The sequence below is a fragment of the Pseudomonas bubulae genome (genome assembly GCF_900618535.1).
In the GTDB taxonomy this organism is placed as follows: domain Bacteria; phylum Pseudomonadota; class Gammaproteobacteria; order Pseudomonadales; family Pseudomonadaceae; genus Aquipseudomonas; species Aquipseudomonas bubulae.
The window spans coordinates 502,862-520,303 of record NZ_UYJA01000001.1 but is presented as its reverse complement, the minus strand read 5'-3'; the positions used below and the strand labels follow the sequence as shown (position 1 = coordinate 520,303).

The window sequence follows — 17,442 nt, the reverse complement described above, 5'->3', positions numbered from 1 at the left end:
CTTTTCCAGTTTGAGAATCAACGCCCCTCGGTGCCGGGCAAGCAAATCAGCTTGAAGCGTTCGTAGTTCACCTTTTCCTGCTTTGGTGCCAGTGCATAGGCCGCCTGGCATTGCTTGCCTTGCCATTTGATGGTCAGCGTGGCGCTGTCGTCCTCGACCATGGCCAGGGCTTTGCCCGTAGGGTCGGAAATCGCCAGTTGCACACCCTTGGCGTCTTCCACCGAGGCACCGAACGGGATTGAGCGGTTTTGTGCATCGAACAGTTCAAACTGAATCCGCCGGCCCTTGCGGCCCTCGAAGCGTGCCACCACCACCGCGCCTCGGCGCGGCACCAGTTGTTGGGTGGCGCTATCAAGTTCAACGTCACCGCCCAGGTTACGGGTGTCCAGGCTCAACCAGTTCACCCGGTATGGCTGGGTGTTGGGAATAACGGCGTAACCGTTGTTGCCGGTCGTGACCCCCGAGTGCGTGCTGATCTCGACGCCGGATATTCCCGCGACTTCGACCAGGGCGAAGGTTTCACCTACGGTTTGCCCAAGGTTGACCCCGCCGCCGTGGGCGATTACCGAGCCGGAGACGTTCACGTTTTGGGAGTCAAAGCCCCTGCCTTTGCTGTAGCCGACACTGATGTCGGCTATCGATGTGCGGGTGTTCACACTGAGAGAGCCGGATTCACCACCCTGACTGCTGTCACCGGCCTGGACTGAGTAAAACGAATCACTGTTGTCCGACAGATAACCACTGACCCCTAATTGTGTGCTGTTGCCGCTGCGGTCACTTGTGGTGGACACAAAGGCCCGTGGCGACCGGGGGCGAGAGCCCAGCGGGAAAGAGACCGAGAGGTTGACCTGATTGTCCGTGTTCGACACGCCGCGTTCATCAATATCCAGGCTCCTGCTCGCACTCAGGCTGTAGTTGAGTTCGCCCCAGTTGTTGCTGTAACCCGCAGAGAAAGTGCGTGAGCCACCCCGGTTCCAATAGCGCTGGTCGGTGCCGTTGATATAGAGCGAACCATATTGTCGTGTCCCACCCAGGGTCTGGTTGACGGTCAGGTCGGTGCGGGTTTTAGAGCTGCCACTGCGCGGCCTGATGCCCTCACTGATGTCTTCAACATGATCGCTGAAGCTGCGATAGCCTTCTGTGGAGTAGCGATAGGCGGCCAGGGTGAAGCTGGTATCGGTGCCGGTGAATGTTTTTGCATAGAGCGCCCGCACGCTGTTGCCCTGGGTGGTTTTACCCTGGGCGCGGCTGGATGACTGGGTGAGATCGAATGAGACCGCGCCAAGGGAAGTGTTCTTCGCGGCTCCGAGCGAAAACGCCTGGAAATTTTCACTGGCTTGCAGGCCCGCAATACCTGTCAGGTTGCTGTTTATGCCATAGGCGGCGGTGCTGCTGACAAAGGAGGGCGATGCTGCGCCCTCGGCGTTGCTGGCGTATTGGCCAGCAGACACACTGTATTTGAGCTGCCCTTCGCGAACCATCGTGGGAAGCGCGGAAAAAGCCTGTTTGCTGATTCTGCGACGACCGTCGGCTTCGATAATCACCACCTCCAGATCACCGTTGGAACCCGTAGGGTATATATCGCTGATCTCGAACGGACCAGGCGGCACGGTAGTGGTGTAAAGAATGTAGTTGTCCTGACGAATCTCGACCACCGCATTGGAATCGGCGACACCGCGAATGATCGGCGCATAACCCCGTTCGCTGTCGGCACGCATGCCTTCATCCGAGGCCAGTTTTACCCCGCGATAACGCACGCTGTTGAACAGCTCGGTATCGGAGAAGATCTCCCCGGCACTGAACTGCCCCTTGAGAGCGGTAACGTCACGCTGCACGTAACTGCGATTACTCTTGAATGTGTTTGCATGACCGGTGCGGGTGCTCAGATTCGACTCGTTGCGCAGGCGCCATGCGCCCAGGTTGATGCCATTGCGCATGCTCAAGTTGTTGGAGACCTGTGTGCTGAACTCAGTGGAGCTGCGGTTGCTGTTGAACTGATAGTTGATAAACCCGGCCGGAACACCTTCGTCCCATAGTTCTGGGTCCACAAAACCACGCAAGCCTCGAGCCATTGCCAATTGCGGCACGCTGAAATAAAGCCGTAAGCGGCTGGAGTCGTAGCGCCACGTAGCTTTATCAATCATGGACGTCAGGTCATGGCAGGCTTGCGATAACTCGGGATCAAGCAACCCCTGGTCTTGCAGCTTTTGTAGATCAACGCCAAGTTGTTGAATCAGATCAACCGTCATGCACGGCTCGACCTTGCCGTTGTGCGCGTTGGGCGCGAACTCGATATCCCTGCGACCCACCAGTACGTCATTACTGTATAAGTCGACCCGGTATTTTCCTGGTAATACACGGTGGGTGCTCAACAGTGTGTGCAGGTCCACCGAGGCTCCACCCTGGAAAAAAGTGGTGTTGTAAACTTCTTCTTGTGGCTGTGCCGGTTCTTCGCCCCAAGCCATGCTCGACAGTGTGATAGTAACGACCAAATACAGCGGGTGAATAGTGCTGATTATAGGGGAGGCATCTGTGCGGGCGCGTTTTTCTACGCAACTATCATGCGTGTGATTATTGGAGAAAAACATATGGATAGCCTATGTCGTCAATATGACGTATGCCGTCATAAAGTGTGCGAATAATAAAGCTCGAGGCATAGCCGTTGGGGCAGGTGATTTATTGTTGTTCTTGGACTTCTGCTGGGGTTGCCGAACTCATTGACTGGAAGTTCACGGTTGTTTCAAATTTCTGCAGGGCGCCATAATCATTAATGCTTGCAAATCGCAATGAAGGCGATAAAGACAGGGGCGCAGCTTTTAACTTGAACGTTCTGTCCTCGCCAGGAGCGATCATGGTGGCGCCGATAATCAATTCGGCTTTATCGCTCTTGCCCACTTCAAGGTCAGCTAATGACACATGGTAATGACCAGGATTATTGACCTTTAGAAGGGTTTGCCCGCCCTCGTTTTGCAGTTTCCATTTTAGTTGCGCAGGCGCCTTGGCTGCTTCGCCAGGTAAATCCGCTGGCCGAAAAAAAACTTTGACCCGTTGACGCACGGCTAATTGCAATATGTTGGCGTCGCTTGCACTGGCTTGCGGTATTTCCTGAACGTTGAGCCACACGACCGATTCTTTGTCGATCGGCATGCCTCCACCTTCGTAAAGAATACGCAGTAATTGTTGTTGATTGGCCGCGACACGGGCCAGCGGTGGAGTGATAGCAAATGGCAGCGATGTATTTTCAGCCAGGTCGCTATCGATCCATGACTGCACCAACACGTTTTGCCCCCCATTGCGTACCGTGATATTGGCTTCTTTGCGTGAGCCATCAAATATCACCCGTGTTGCACTTAACGAAATGCTCGCGAATGCTTCAGTGGTGACAAACAGGCTGATAGCACTTAGAAAAACAGGGATTGAACGTCGCATCATAGGTGTGGCCCAAAAAAATGTAAGTGGGGGGAGGGGAGGCCCGACAGCCTCCGCCCTGTATCCAGATTTATTCGTACTGAAGTACAAATGGCAGTGTTGCGTTACCTGTACCGGCAACGGCGGTTGATGCATCACCCGTGGTGACGTAGGCAGCGGCGAATGACAAGGTGCCGTCACCACCGACGGCTTTCTCGCCGCTAAGACCGGTTGTGACCAAGGCAGTGGTGTCTGAGGTCAGGTCTATCAAAGCACCATCACTGTCAAGCAGGGCGATACCCACCCCTTTGGCCGCATCTGTGCCTTGCAGCTTCAACACTTTTTTACCTGTAACCAGGCCAGAGCCCCCGTTGAGGCTTGGTTTGAACACCATTGATACTTTGGTGCCAGCATTACAGTTGACCTTCAAGTTAAAGTCATTGGCGCTGATGCGCCCGGCGTTAGGGGCTGTATCGCTGCCCATGTCCTTGATCGATATGTTGCCCATATCAACAGAAATAACTTTGTCTTTACCGGTGCTGCCGTCAACAGAACAGGCATCATTGTTAATGAAGCCCATAAAGTTGATCTGGCCACTGCCACCTTTAACTGTAACAGGCTCTGCAAAAGTAGCGCCGGAAGCGGCGAGAGCCGACAGGCTGAGAATGGCAAGGTAGAGCTTTTTCATGTTGATATCCTTAAGGTTGTAGTGTGTTCAGCGAACTGCGGAGCCCATGTTAGGGGGGCGTTCTGCTGCTGTCTTTGAGGATTGCCTTAAAATAATATTTCAGGCGGGGTACAACTTTATATATAAGCAGGGTGCCGTGCAGTCATGATCGTTTTGAGGCAAATCCTAGTGTGTATTCCAGGTGCGCTCGTTATATTGATCTATGCGTCGCAGGCGCTGTTCGATCGTCGACGTGCATTAGAACAGGCGTATCAGAAACCGCTTTTATGAATATTAAAATTATCTTTTGAAGTTTTCCTTCTGTCTGCTCCAGTCAATGCGGCGGGCAAATTGGCAGATAGGTTATGGAGCCTTGCAATGTTTAAGTCCATCAGGGTAGGTGTTCTGGATACCCATGAGATAGCCCGTTATGGCTTGTGTTTGCATCTTTTCGAACAGCCTGACATCACGGTTGTTGGTTCCTATGGACGTTGCGATATCGCTATGCGTGGTGTTTCCGAGGATGAGTTTGACTTGCTGCTGATAGGGCACTTGTCAGAGGGGAATGATACGGTTGGGCTTATCAGGGCACTCAGCATAGAACAGTCGACACTGAGAATTCTGGTTCTGCTGGATCAGCCGCATCTGCCGACAGCTGTATTGCTCATGGCATCAGGGGCCCACGGCATTATTTGCAAGACACAACCACTGGATAGCTATGTAACAGCCATTCGCAGCCTGGCCAACGGAGAGTTTTATTTCTGCTCCAGGTTGATTTTGCAAGCGACCTTCGACATGCCGGTCGGTACCCATGCAGGTGATGGAAGTGCAACGCGGGTGTGCCTGTTGGATCGCGTAATGTTGACGCCACAAGAGCGAGAAGTGCTGCATTTGTGTGTGGCCGGATTGACCGACACACAAATAGCGGCGGGCTTCACAAGAAGTGTCAAAACGATCAACGCTCAGAAACGTGCAGCCTATAAAAAGCTGGGCTTGAGAAATGATCTTGATTTGTTCCGGCGTCTGCCCCTGCGTTTCTCTTGAACAGTTGTATTTCAAACGGGAAAGATGTTTTGAACACACTGCGTTTGCTGATGTTTGAGCGTCACGATTTACAGCGTGCTGTTGCAGTCAATACGTTGCTTGATATGGGGTGCATTGATGTCTTGCAAGCCTCTTGCGGGGAGACCGCCCTGTCATTGCTGCACCTGCACGGAGGCGTTGATATCGTGTTATGTGATTTGCAGACCCTGGCAACCGATGGGTTGTGCTTTTTGAGTCAGGCACGTGAGGCAGGTTTGGTCAATGCGGTGATTATCTGCAGTTCGATACCCGATGAGCTGGTGTATACCGTGGAGCAAATCCTAAGGCTGCAGGGCTTGGAGTGGCTGGGCAATGCAGTCCGGCCACTCGTGGCAGAGGAGCTTGTCCTGTTGTTGCAAGCTTACTGTGCAAGCGGTCGAGCCAGTCAAACCGGTATTGGACAGCCCTGCGACTCGGGATCTGAGCCTGATGATGAGGACATACTCGAAGGCATCGATCGGCAAGAGTTTTGTGCCTGGTTTCAGCCAAAATTCCATCTGGGCAGTGGATTGATCCAGGGTGCCGAGGTGTTGCTCAGATGGCAGCGGGCGCAGGGTGACATGTTGTCGCCGGAGGCATTTCTTCCCGCTGTCGTTCAGTTGGGGTTGCTCGATAAGGTCTTCTTCAGAGTATTTGAGCAAGGGCTGCGTTTGCAGCAGTTTATGCAGGCGGGTGGAAATGGGTTCAACCTTGCGTTCAATCTGGATACAACGCAACTGGAATGCCCGCGCTTCGTTGACCGGATCAGGCAGGTGCTGAATAAACACGATGCAGCACCGGCAAGCCTGACGTTTGAACTTACGGAAACCGGTCTTTTGCTAGCCCCCGGGAGGTGCATGGCGAGCATGTTTGGGCTGCGCATGTTGGGTTGCAACTTGTCGATGGATGACTTTGGTGTCGGCTACTCATCGCTTGAGCGGTTGTGCCAGTTGCCGTTTAACGAGGTGAAACTGGATGGCGGTTTTATCCGCGACTTTAAGCGCAATCGCTCAGTTGCAGTGATCAGGAGTGTCCTGCACTTTGCGCGGTCGTTGGATATGCAGGTGGTTGTCGAGGGGATAGAAACCGTAGCGCAATTACGCTGCCTGCAAGGCATGGGTTGCCAGTTGGGGCAGGGGTATTTGTATGCCCGACCAATGAGCGAGGCAGAGTTGATGAGCTGGACCTTTTCAGGCGATCCGTCGATATGGCGCGCAGCTTTGCGCCCTGCGGGGTGAACTATTTTTACGCCGAACCCTCTCAGCGGCTGATTTTGAGGCAATCCCTATATGCATTGTCTTGTGCATCGTTCAGACTTTTCCTATGTTTTTAATGATTAAAACGTGAGCGATCCGGAGACAAAGAATGCAGTTTTCTGTTGTCACACCCTTACGTGTTGCCGTGCTGGATGATCATTCTCTTATTCGACTGGCCTTGAACTCGCGGCTGAGCCGGGAGACTGACCTGGCGGTGGTCGGCGTGTACAGCGCAAGCGCCGAGTTGATTTCGGCCCTGCGGGTGCAGACGATTGATCTATTGGTACTGGACTATCAATTGCATGATGGCGAGCTGGATGGTCTGAACCTGATTCGCTTGCTGCGAAAGCAATATCCGCAACTGCTTATCCTCATTTCTTCTTCGGCGGAGAAGCCTGCAATAGTCAAGCTAGCCATTGGCGCAGGCGCGAATGGTTTCTTGGGGAAGTCTCAACCGGTTGACGATCTCATCCTGGCCATTCGCACCGTGGCATCGGGGCAGTTGTACCTGTCGTCGATGATGGCCCATGAACTCGACAAAAAGCCGATTCCTGGCCATGAGCGCCCCTGTGACACGGGCGAAGACCCGGCTGGCGATACCTTGCTCGTCGGTAACGTTGCGCTTTCACCCAAAGAGCGTGAGGTGCTGCGGTGTTGCCTGGAGGGCATGCAGGTTTCGCAGATTGCACTCAAATTCATGCGCAGCCCTAAAACCATCAGCGGGCAGAAGCAGGCGGCCTTCAGAAAGCTGGGTATACGCACCGATCTTAAATTGTTCAGGTTGCAACACAACCTCGATCAGCAGTGATTGCACCCTGGTTGATACACAACGGAGTTGTAACAGGGGTTGCGGTATCACTTGGCGCTGCCATTAAACGCGCGGTGTTAGCGATCGTTGTGATGCATTTTTTTCCATATGATTCGCTGCTTGCAGCCACCGACGAGGGGCTGCTGCGGCTGGAGGAGCGTGATTACTGCCTAGCGGCGCAAGTCTCTCTTGCCAATGATGACTGGCAGTGGCTCAGGCAAAAGCGTGCATTGGTGATTGGCGTCGCCCAACCCGATTACCCGCCTTTTGAGATGACCGCGGGTTCCCCGTTTTACGAGGGTATTACTGCAGACGTAGTGTGCTATTTGGGGCAAACACTTCATATCGATACAAAGCTTCGCCGCTTTGCTGATCGGGGCAGTGCGTTGGCCGCACTCGAACGTGGCGAAATTGATCTGTTGGGCAGCTCCAGCGCTCTTGAGGTACTTGGCAATAATGCGCTACTCAGTAAACCTTATGTGCAAGACCAGCCAGCCCTGTTTGTCCGTTACGCAGATCAGCAACCGTTGCCGTCCAACCTGGCAGGAAAGCGCATAGCGGTAGCTGCGGACTATCTCCCCTACAGCCAGCTTGCAATACGGTATCCCGATGCCCGGTTTATTGCTTACGCATCACGTAACCTGGCTTTGGCTGCGCTCGCGTTCGGCGGTCTTGATGGTTACCTGGGAGACGGCTTGTCGAGCAACTATCTGATCAACTTGAATTATTTCAACGATGTGCGACTGGAGCGTTTTGTCGATGTGCACAGTGGCGGCTTCGCGTTCGCCATTCAGCCTGGCAACACACGGTTGAAAACGGTGCTGGACAGTGCAATCAGCGCAATGGACGAAAATAGTCTGCAGCAGATCGTGAAACGCTGGTCCGGGGGTGGGGCCATGCTATCGGCCCGGCAAATTGACCTGTCCATCAATGAGCAACGCTGGATAGAGCGTCACCCGGTTGTGCGTTTCGTGGTTAATGATGACTTGGCGCCTTTTGCTTTCTTTGATGCCGAGGGGCGTTTTAGTGGAATGAGTTCGGAACTGCTGGAGTTGATTAACAGGCGCACGGGGGTGCAATTTGTAGCGGTTCGCACTGACAGTTTTGCCAGCCTGCTCAGCTCTCTGTCGGATAACAGCGCGGATCTGACCCTGGCTGCGCACACGGCTGAGCGTGAGAGCAGCCTGCGGTTCAGCAAGCCCTTTATGTTCAGTTCGTTTGTGATTGTCACCCGTGACGTGGCCGACCCGCCTTCAAGTCTTCAGGGTTTGCGTGGCAAGCGGGTCGCTGTGCCGATGATGGCGGCCGAGCGCAATGTGCTGGGTACCTACAAGGATATCGAAGTCATTGACTCATCTACCATTCTCGAGTCCCTCGCGATGGTTGCCGATGGGCGGGCAGACGCGACCTTCGCCACACTGCACGGCGCCCGCTACTACCTTCAGCATCTGTACCCAGGCAAGTTGCGCATCAGCAATATCCTGCAAGGTGAGTATGGCGCCCTGGCCTTTGCGGCCCAGCGCGGTGAGACCGAATTGATCTCAATTATCGATAAGGCGCTTCGCAGTATTACCCGTGACGAAATTAATCTGGTACTTAATCGCTGGCGTCCCGTTGCAGTGTTTGAGGTCATGAAATGGAGAAACTATAAAGCCCTTATTTACCAGATGGCTGGAGTCGCCTTCCTTTTCGTTTTTTGCTCATTGGTCTGGAATATTTACATCCGCCGACAGATTCGCGAGCGCAAGCGTGCACAGTTGGCCCTCAGTGATCAGTTGGCCTTTATGGAGGCACTGATCAACGGCACTCCGCACCCGATCTACGTACGTGATCGTCAAGGCGTAATGGTGACTTGCAACACTCATTACCTGAAAACATTTTCTGTCGCCCGTGAGGAGGTTATCGGCAAAACCGCGCTGCAAAGCGCCAAGCACAACAGCGACGAGGCCATGCAGTTCCACGCCGGTTATATGCGGGTCATCCAGCAGGACGAGCCCTACGTGGTCGATCGCACGTTACACGTGGGTGACTCGAAACAGATCATTTACCATTGGATTCAGCCATTTCATGATACTGGCGGGCAAGTTCAGGGTGTTATTTGTGGCTGGATCGATATCAGTGAACGACGCGAACTTATTGAGCAATTACGTGCGGCCAAGCACCAGGCAGACAATTCAAACAGGGCCAAGACCACCTTCCTGACGACCATGAGTCATGAGATTCGCACCCCGATGAGTGCCGTCATCGGCATGCTTGAGCTCGCATTGAAGCGTGCCGAAAAAGGCGACTTCGATCGTGGCTCCATCGAGGTGGCATACACCTCGGCCAAGGGCATGCTTGAACTGCTCGGCGATATTCTGGATCTCGTGCGGATTGAATCAGGGCATGTCAGTCTTTCGCCCAGAAGGGCGAATTTGCGGGAGCTCGTCGAGTCGGTTGTGCGAGTGTTTGAAGGTCTTGCCAGGCAGAAAAACCTGATCATGAAGCTGGATATCGACGCCAGTGTCGGCTGTGACGTGCTTGTCGATCCAGTGCGCTTCCAGCAGGTGCTTTCTAACCTGCTGGGTAATGCGATCAAGTTCACGGACAGCGGAGAAGTCCGCATTTTGCTTCGCGTCGAGCAGATCGTAGATGAGCGTCTACAGGTGATACTGAGGGTTGAAGACACCGGAATCGGTATTGATGCTCAAGATTTGCAGCATTTGTTCCAACCTTTCTCTCAGGCCAATCATGGCGCAGCTTCCAGGGGTGGCACGGGGCTTGGGCTGGTTATCTCGCGCTCATTGTGCGAGCTGATGGGCGGTAGCCTGCAAATCTGCAGTGCAATAGGTCAGGGGACGACACTCGAAGCGTCATTCTTATTCAATAAACTGAGTGCTGTGCCTCTTTCGCCGCCACAGCGCGAACAAGGCCTTGGGGCTGCTCGCGCCTTGAAGGTGCTGGTGGTAGATGATCAGCCTGCTAATCGTTTACTTCTGGTCCAGCAATTGACGTTCCTGGGCCAGTCGGCAAGCGATGCCGGGGATGGGGTGGTTGCGTTGCAGCTTTGGCGGGCAGGGCACTTCGACATCGTCATCACTGACTGTAATATGCCGTTGATGAGTGGCTACGATCTGGCTCAGCAGATCCGTCAGGATGAAGAACAGCGGGGTATGGGTGCTTGCCTGATAGTGGGCTTTACAGCGAGCGTCCAGCCAGAGGAAAAGACCAGGTGCCTAAAGGCAGGCATGAATGATTGTTTATTCAAACCTATGAGCCTGAAAGCGTTGTCGACACTTTTGTCGAGTTGGCAAACGCCACTGGCAGAGAGTTTCGTTTCCGGGCATGACATTCAGGTTTGTGCCGATCAGGTATCCATCACGGCACGTCTGCATGAGTTGACTGGCGGTGATGATGAGGCAGTCGCGGGGCTGATTCATGAGGCGCTGCGCAGTAGCGAAAAAGATATGGCAGAGCTTCGCGATCTGCTGGCCAGGCATGACACGTCAGGATTTGCGGCCCTGGCCCATCGTATCAGGGGGGCGGCGCTTATCGTGAACGACCCGCTTGTTATCAAGTGCTGCGAAATGCTGGAACAGGCTTGCAGTGCATCGCTGGTTGTCCCTGCACAGGTGCTCCACTGCGCCGGATTACTTGAACAAGCACAGGAAAAGCTGGTGAAAAACTTGCGTGAAATATCCCATGCCTCTTGCGTGTGATTAGCTTGCTTGCAGCGACATATTGATGTCGTTGAGAGCGTTGGCCAGATCCTTTACGGCCTGACGTATTGATTCAGGTTCGCCATTATTGGCAGTCAGTTCTTCCAGGGTGATGCACAGCAACAGCAAGCCCTGCGAATTGAGTACGTAGGCAGTGCCTTTGAGCTTGTGGGCAATACGTGCCAGTGCATCGCAATCGTTTTGGCCCAGGGATAGTTCCAGCGCCAACAATTCCTCATTGTTGCTGGTGATGACGTGTTCAGCTATCTCAAGCTGTACCTCTTTCGCCAGGTCGGATTGTGTCTGCGTTTGCTCTTTGTCATCACGGTTGAGTGTGGGAATAAATCGATTGAGCCCGGCAAGGTTGATGGGCTTGGCGAGCGCTTCATCCATGCCTGAAGTCAGGCATTGTTCGAGCGCTTCACGCTGTGCATCGGCAGTGATGCCTATGATGATGCAGGCTTTTCTGCACAGGCTGGATTCGAGGTCACGAATGGCGCGCGTCATTTCATAACCGTTGAGGTGCGGCATGTTGCAGTCGGTCAACACGATGTCGATGTCGTGTTTTTGCCACAGCGCAATACCTTCCTGGCCATTGTTGGCAATGACCGCATGGTGCCCCAGGTAGCTGATTTGCTGTTCAAGCAAGTACTGGCTTGGCAAGTGGTCTTCGACTATCAATATGTTCAGTGGCGAATCGATAGGTGCCGGAGCGTGTGTCAGAACCTCATCGCTCCCTGCGCTGTCCGCGCTCACACACTGAAAACGTGCATTGAAGATCATCGAGGTGCCAACACCCAGCTCGCTTTCGACACTTAGATGGGCATCCATCAACTGGCTAAGCACCTGGCTGATAGACAAGCCGAGACCGGCACCGGCATTGGGGGTGTTCACTGCGCTGTCGAGTTCAAAGAAAGGCGTAAATACCTTGTCGATTTGTGACGCTGCAATACCTCTGCCGGTGTCGGTGACGCTGATACGCACTTGCACTGCGTGTTCGCCCTCGTAGTTGCCGCGACAACGGATCACGATGCCGCCTTTATCCGTGAACTTGATTGCATTACTCAACAAGTTGGACAGTACCTGTTTGAATTTCAGTTCATCGATCCACAACCGCTCTTCAGCCGTTTGATCCAGCTCCAGGCAGATACTAAGATGCTTCTGGCGTGCCAGACCGATGAATACGGCGGTTACCGATTCGATCAACTGCTTGAGCGTGGATATTTGCGGGCGCAGGGTCAGTTTGCCTGACTCGATGGTGGATATATCGAGGATTTCGCCGATCAACCCAAGAAGACTGTGTGCGCTATCGTAAGCAATATGCACTGACCGGGTATTGAGGGAGGGATCTTCTTTACGGGTCAATACCAGCTCCAGCATGCCGATAATTGCGTTCAGCGGTGTGCGAATTTCATGGCTCATGGTCGCCAGAAAAACCGACTTGCTTCGGTTGGCCTTTTCCGCAGCCTCTTTGGTGACCTCCAGTTCATCAAGAATAAGCTGGCGCTGATGCAGGTCTAGCTGCTTGCGTATGATCCGCCGCCGTTGGGCGACGATCAGCAATGCCGCCACGATGAGCAGCACGCACAGTGCGCCCAGGGTACTCCAGGTGGTGGAGGCTAAACCTTCCCAATGTTTGTCGTCAGTTGCCGCGTTGGCCCGCCAGCGACCGGTTATATGTATGACTTGCTCCGGGGTTATTTCAGCCAGTGCTTTGTCTAGAATCGACATTAGCAAAGGGGCTTTCGACGGTGTGGCGAAGGTGACCTGTGCATCATTATGGTTAATCACACCGTTTATTTTCAGGCTGTTCTCATACTTATAGGACAGGTAGTAGCGCGCCATATTAGCGGGTACCAGGGAGAAGTCCGCTTCGCCGCCGCGCACTCGATTAAGTGCATCGGCGGTCGTAGTCGCCTCTATCAAGCGAAGGTGTGGATAGTTGTGGAGCAACTCGGGCGGCACTTGGTTTTTGGCTACCGCCAGTGAGGCAGCAGTGTGTGCGTGCAGTGCGGTGAGTGAAGTGTCTTCTCGTCGGGTGACGATCAGGTAGGGGGCGGTCACGAAAGGCCGGCTATACAGATAATCCCCCTGTGTTGCACTGGTATGGAATAAAACGCTGAGGTCAGCTTCACCCTGGCTGAGCAAACCCAGTGCATCACTCAGGGAACTGACGCGAATGATCTCAAAGCGGATGCCGGTTTTACGTCGCACGATATCCAGAAGTTCTGAGGCAATACCGTTGAGTCTGCCCCTGTTGTCAAAAAAACTGTAAGGCGCCAAATCTTCACTGATGGCCAGCTTGACCACACTTGCCTTGTCGAGCCAGGCCACTTCGGGCTTGCTGAGGTGCAGGCGAAAGCTGCTCATGTCGCATCCCTCTGAGTCACCCCAGATGCGCATGGCAGCGACCAGGTAACATCGCGAGAGGCCGCCCAGTGTTTGATTCAACACAGAACCGAGCATTGTGTTGGAGGCGTTGAAGGCAAAGCCCACTGGGATTTCTGCCAGGCGGGTACTCTGATTGACAACCAGCTGATTGCTGAACAATTGGGCAGACAGATAGCGACTGGAGAAAGTATCACCCATAAAGGCCTGGGACTTTCCGCTCAAGACCGCTGACATGGCATCGCGAATTGAAGGGTAAAGGGTAGTGGTACCCTGACCGCCAGTCTGTTTGTACAACTCCTGGAACTGTTCGTCGGCGAAGGCAATTTGGGTGGCACTCGCCTGCATGTCGTAGTCGTGCAGATCTCCGGCTTCGGTGAACAATGCCAGCTCGGTAAACGCGTAGGGAGGGCTTGATTGCACCTGATAGTGTTTGGCCTCAGTCGAAGTTGCGACGGCCACCAGGTCTATCTGGCCTTCGCGCAAGGCTTGGTACAGCGCATCGGTTGAAGTGAAGCGGCGAATGACCAGCTTCAGCGCCAACTCACGCTGCAAGGCCGACAGATAGTCGGCGGCAATGCCTTCCAGCTCATCGCGCGCCGTAATGATTTTGTAAGGTGGATAATTGCCCTCTGACACGCCGACAATCAGCGTGTGCTTCTCCAGTACCCACGCTTTTGTCGCCGCATCCAGATGCACCTTCAGCCCCTCCAAGGGCTGTCGCGCATGGATTCCAAGGGGGTTGCCATCGGCCAATGAACTGCATGAAACCAGTAACAGCAGAAACATCCCGAAAACGTGTTGCAGTGGCAGTGATTTCAAGTTGTCACTCTTGGGCAGGATTGTTCAACTGAGCCAGGTTTTCTCTGGCGGCTGAATGTGCGGGCATAGACAGTTCTGATCGTTGCGCTTATCCGCAATTAATACACAATAAAACTGTACTCGGTAACAGAAAACCTCAGTGTTATGAGGGTTAAATTAGGTTTGAAGCGGACATCTGTGCCAGAGATGAGTATGTGATATGCCGCTGAGGGTTAATGATCGTTAGCGCTGATTTGCCTGCGATGGGCACGTCACTGCCTGCCAAACGCAACCAGACCCAGCTCGCCGGACGCCGCTTTGGCTGTAGTCCGGGGTAAATCGGTTGAGGTATGGCTGGACGTTTTTTTCAGGCAGTACCGCGGAACGTCGAAGAACTCGCCCGGCGTGTCGATTACTGCCAAGGTGATTGATACCCGCAACGACAGGAAGCGCCTCTACAGATTGCTCTCATCCACATCCAGCGCCTGGCCGATAGCGTAGTAATGTCCTCCGGCGATGTAATGCAGGCTGCGCAAGGTCGGGTCGGCCGTTTCAAAGTGCCAGTGACCTTCGCTGAAAACGCGAGTGTCGGCCCAGGCCCCAACCACTTCCCCGATAAACAGGTCGTAAGTTTGTTGGTTGTGCGGTTCGGGGATCAACTTGCAGGCCAGCCAGGCTGAGCAACCTTCAACAAATGGCAGATCATGGCCAGGCATCTCGAACAGTTGCACCGCACAATGCTCGAGTTTGTCCGGGTCATCGACCAGGCTGACGCTGCCGACCAGGCTGGTCAGCCTGATTTGGGCTACGGTAGGTACCTGGATCACAAAGACCCCGCTGTTTTCCACCAAGGCGCGGGTTTTCACGTTTTTATCCAGCACCACGGTCAACTTGGGCGGGTCGAAGTCCAAGGCGCATGCCCAGGCTGCTGCCATGACATTCTGCACCCCTGCATGGCGGGACGAGACTAGAATCGTCGGGCCGTGGTTAAGCAGTCGGTAGGCTTTGTCCAGAGGGACGGCTGCAATATGTTCGTGCATTGTGGCTCCGCAATCGGGCAGTTTTAAAGTGCGGTCAAGGCCGCCGGCTTTGACTTATCGCCAGAAGGATACGACGCTGGATTCTTTATCTGAAGCGTCTTTGAACAGGAATAACCATGGCCAACCCTTACCGCGAACTTCTGGCAATACCTGGCGTCATGGGGTTGGTGGTGGCAAGTTCGATTGCCCGTTTGCCGCAGGCAATGATCGGCATCGGCATCATCACCATGCTGGTGCAGCAAACAGGGCTTTACTGGCTGGCCGGGGCGGTGGCCGGAACCTTTACCCTGGCCAATGCCCTGGTGGGGCCGCAGATATCAAAACGCGTCGACCGGTTGGGTCAGCGCCGGGTGCTGCCGGTGTTCACCGCATTCAGCATCGCCATGCTGCTGGCGTTGATCGCCGCAGCACATCTGCGTGCCGACGCACCGTTGCTGTTTGTCCTGGCGGCACTGGCAGGCACCATGCCAAGCATGCCGGCCATGACCAGGGCGCGCTGGACCCAGCTTTTTCGCGGCAAGTCGCTGCTGCATACCGCGTTCTCCCTGGATACCGTGCTAACTGAAATGGCCTTTATCCTGGGGCCGCCCCTGGCGATTGGCCTGAGCACCGGGCTGTTTGCCGAAGCCGGGCCCCTGGCGGTGGCCGTATTGCTGGCGGTGGGCGTTACGGCGTTTGTGATGCAGCGCCAGACTGAGCCACAGATCATCAAATCGGCCAGCACTCATACAGGCTCGACCTGGCGTCTTGCGGGCCTGCCTACCATTGTCCTGGCCTTGCTGGGCATGGGCGTTATCGGCGGCTCCGTCGATGTGGCCGTGGTTGCCTTTGCCAACGCCCATGACTGGCCGGCATCTGCCAGTTTTATCCTTGCCGCCTATGCTCTGGGGTCATTGATTGCCGGTCTGGCCTTTGGCGCTTTCAGAATTGCCATGCCCATGGCACAGCAATTTTTTATCGGGATTCTGGTCACGGCCATCACTGCGGTATTGCCGATTTTTTCATCCGGTGTCTATGTCCTGGCCCTGTTGCTGTTTGTTTCCGGGGTGTCTTTCGCACCAACCATGGTGATTGTCATGAACCTGGGCACGCTTATATTGCCGCCGCAGCGGGTCACTGAGGGTCTGACCTGGATGTCCACTGGCATCAGCATCGGCGTGGCATTCGGCGGGGTGGTGGCAGGCCTGGTGATCGACGCCTGGGGCGCCCGCGCCGGTTTTGCCGTTCCTATTGTCGCCGGAGCGGTGATGGTGCTGATTGTATTGCTTGGCCTGCGCACGCTGAATGTTGCAGCACAGGCTCAGTCACAGCAGGATTTTGCCAGGTGAGTGGTAATTGCTCCTGCGCCTTGCAGGTGTCAAAGGCTGTCCGGATCTCCGAAAAACATCTGAATCCGTGATCGCAACCAGCGCTCCCCGGGATCGTTGTCCTGGGCGCCGCGCCAGGCCATATGCAGCTCGAAGCTTTGGGTGTCCAGCGGCGGGTCTTCGGCGCGCACGCCACCCGCCGCGGTAAGGGCTTCGGCCGTATAGTCGGGCACGGTGGCGATGATATCGGTTCCTGCCAGCAGGGTGCTCAGGCCATTGAACTGCGGTACGGCGAGCACCACATGACGCTTGCGGCCCATTTTTTCCAGTTCGGTATCGATAAACCCGCTCAGGTCACCGGCGAACGACACCAGTGCGTGGGGACGTTCGCAGAAGTCGTCCAGGCTCAGGGGGCCGGGCATGGTGTCGGCACGTAACAGTTTGGGACGGCTACGGCGCAGTACTTTGCGCTTGGCGTTGGCAGGCAGGTCGCTGGTGTAGCTGACGCCCACCGAAATCTCGCCCGAGGCCAGCAGTGGCGGCATCAGTATGTAGTTGACGCGGCGGACAACCAGGACGATACCCGGTGCTTCTGCACGCAAGCGCTTGAGCAGCAGCGGCAGCAGGGCGAATTCGACATCGTCCGACAAGCCGATGCGAAACACTGAGGTGCTGGTCGCCGGGTTGAACTCTGAAGCGCGGCTCACCGCCGTGGAAATCGAGTCAAGGGCAGGCGAGAGCAGGGCAAAGATCTCGATCGCCCGGGCAGTCGGCTCCATGCTGCGCCCGGTACGGACAAAAAGCGGATCGTCGAACAGATTGCGCAAGCGTGACAGCGCCGCACTGATGGCCGGCTGGCCCAGAAACAGCTTCTCGGCTGCACGGGTCACACTGCGTTCATGCATCAGGGTTTCAAAGACGATCAGCAGATTCAGATCGACGCGACGCAAGTCGTTACGGTTCATCGGGCAGGCTTCGCAGTCGGTTCAACAGGTAGTGAGGTAACG

11 protein-coding genes are annotated in these 17,442 nt (G+C 54.9%); 5 read left to right on the top strand and 6 right to left on the bottom strand.

Annotated elements, in window-relative coordinates; genetic code table 11:
• Window positions 1-17: 17 nt before the first annotated feature.
• From PPTH39_RS02300 to PPTH39_RS02290, 3 genes are all read right to left on the bottom strand, one after another.
• Window positions 18-2,465, bottom strand: a complete 2,448-nt coding sequence (locus tag PPTH39_RS02300; protein ID WP_232527591.1) for a fimbria/pilus outer membrane usher protein — start codon at window positions 2,463-2,465, stop codon at window positions 18-20.
• Between the two features lie 211 nt (window positions 2,466-2,676).
• Complete coding sequence (locus tag PPTH39_RS02295) at window positions 2,677-3,432, bottom strand: fimbrial biogenesis chaperone (RefSeq protein ID WP_095023867.1); 756 nt, start codon at window positions 3,430-3,432, stop codon at window positions 2,677-2,679.
• Between the two features lie 67 nt (window positions 3,433-3,499).
• Entirely contained in the window at window positions 3,500-4,096 is a 597-nt protein-coding gene (locus PPTH39_RS02290) for a fimbrial protein (RefSeq protein WP_130871516.1), read from the bottom strand.
• 357 nt (window positions 4,097-4,453) lie between these two features.
• On the opposite strand from PPTH39_RS02290, the gene PPTH39_RS02285 reads away from it, so the two are divergent.
• From PPTH39_RS02285 to PPTH39_RS02270, 4 genes are all read left to right on the top strand, one after another.
• The gene (locus PPTH39_RS02285) at window positions 4,454-5,119 is read left to right on the top strand and encodes a response regulator transcription factor (protein ID WP_095023868.1); all 666 of its coding nucleotides are present in this window, start codon (window positions 4,454-4,456) and stop codon (window positions 5,117-5,119) included.
• Between the two features lie 29 nt (window positions 5,120-5,148).
• Window positions 5,149-6,375 (top strand): EAL domain-containing response regulator, encoded by a 1,227-nt coding sequence (locus PPTH39_RS02280; protein ID WP_232527590.1) that lies wholly within the window; start codon window positions 5,149-5,151, stop codon window positions 6,373-6,375.
• 127 nt (window positions 6,376-6,502) lie between these two features.
• Window positions 6,503-7,201 carry a response regulator transcription factor gene (locus PPTH39_RS02275; RefSeq protein WP_130871515.1) on the top strand — a complete coding sequence of 233 codons (699 nt, stop codon included), beginning with the start codon at window positions 6,503-6,505 and terminating at the stop codon, window positions 7,199-7,201.
• Window positions 7,198-10,899, top strand: coding sequence for a transporter substrate-binding domain-containing protein (locus PPTH39_RS02270; RefSeq protein ID WP_232527589.1), 3,702 nt, complete (start codon window positions 7,198-7,200; stop codon window positions 10,897-10,899). The genes PPTH39_RS02275 and PPTH39_RS02270 overlap by 4 nt, the downstream gene beginning before the upstream one ends.
• Here the strand turns inward: PPTH39_RS02270 and PPTH39_RS02265 are convergent, their stop codons facing one another.
• Window positions 10,900-14,109, bottom strand: coding sequence for a transporter substrate-binding domain-containing protein (locus PPTH39_RS02265; RefSeq protein WP_232527588.1), 3,210 nt, complete (start codon window positions 14,107-14,109; stop codon window positions 10,900-10,902). It lies immediately after the preceding gene.
• A 434-nt stretch (window positions 14,110-14,543) separates the two neighbouring features.
• Window positions 14,544-15,128, bottom strand: a complete 585-nt coding sequence (locus PPTH39_RS02260; protein WP_095000311.1) for a flavin reductase family protein — start codon at window positions 15,126-15,128, stop codon at window positions 14,544-14,546.
• Window positions 15,129-15,244: 116 nt separating this feature from the next.
• Here PPTH39_RS02260 and PPTH39_RS02255 point away from each other — a divergent pair, with 116 nt between their 5' ends.
• Window positions 15,245-16,456, top strand: coding sequence for an MFS transporter (locus tag PPTH39_RS02255; RefSeq protein ID WP_095017977.1), 1,212 nt, complete (start codon window positions 15,245-15,247; stop codon window positions 16,454-16,456).
• 29 nt (window positions 16,457-16,485) lie between these two features.
• Here the strand turns inward: PPTH39_RS02255 and PPTH39_RS02250 are convergent, their stop codons facing one another.
• Window positions 16,486-17,400 (bottom strand): LysR family transcriptional regulator, encoded by a 915-nt coding sequence (locus tag PPTH39_RS02250; RefSeq protein ID WP_095000309.1) that lies wholly within the window; start codon window positions 17,398-17,400, stop codon window positions 16,486-16,488.
• Window positions 17,401-17,442 lie beyond the last annotated feature (42 nt).

What these genes read in the sequence shown, in the direction of transcription:
- PPTH39_RS02300 (WP_232527591.1), bottom strand. Translation starts at nt 2,465, where the DNA reads ATGGCTTGGGGCGAAGAACCGGCACAGCCACAAGAAGAAGTTTACAAC.
- PPTH39_RS02295 (WP_095023867.1), bottom strand. Translation starts at nt 3,432, where the DNA reads ATGATGCGACGTTCAATCCCTGTTTTTCTAAGTGCTATCAGCCTGTTT.
- PPTH39_RS02290 (WP_130871516.1), bottom strand. Translation starts at nt 4,096, where the DNA reads ATGAAAAAGCTCTACCTTGCCATTCTCAGCCTGTCGGCTCTCGCCGCT.
- PPTH39_RS02285 (WP_095023868.1), top strand. Translation starts at nt 4,454, where the DNA reads ATGTTTAAGTCCATCAGGGTAGGTGTTCTGGATACCCATGAGATAGCC.
- PPTH39_RS02275 (WP_130871515.1), top strand. Translation starts at nt 6,503, where the DNA reads ATGCAGTTTTCTGTTGTCACACCCTTACGTGTTGCCGTGCTGGATGAT.
- PPTH39_RS02260 (WP_095000311.1), bottom strand. Translation starts at nt 15,128, where the DNA reads ATGCACGAACATATTGCAGCCGTCCCTCTGGACAAAGCCTACCGACTG.
- PPTH39_RS02255 (WP_095017977.1), top strand. Translation starts at nt 15,245, where the DNA reads ATGGCCAACCCTTACCGCGAACTTCTGGCAATACCTGGCGTCATGGGG.
- PPTH39_RS02250 (WP_095000309.1), bottom strand. Translation starts at nt 17,400, where the DNA reads ATGAACCGTAACGACTTGCGTCGCGTCGATCTGAATCTGCTGATCGTC.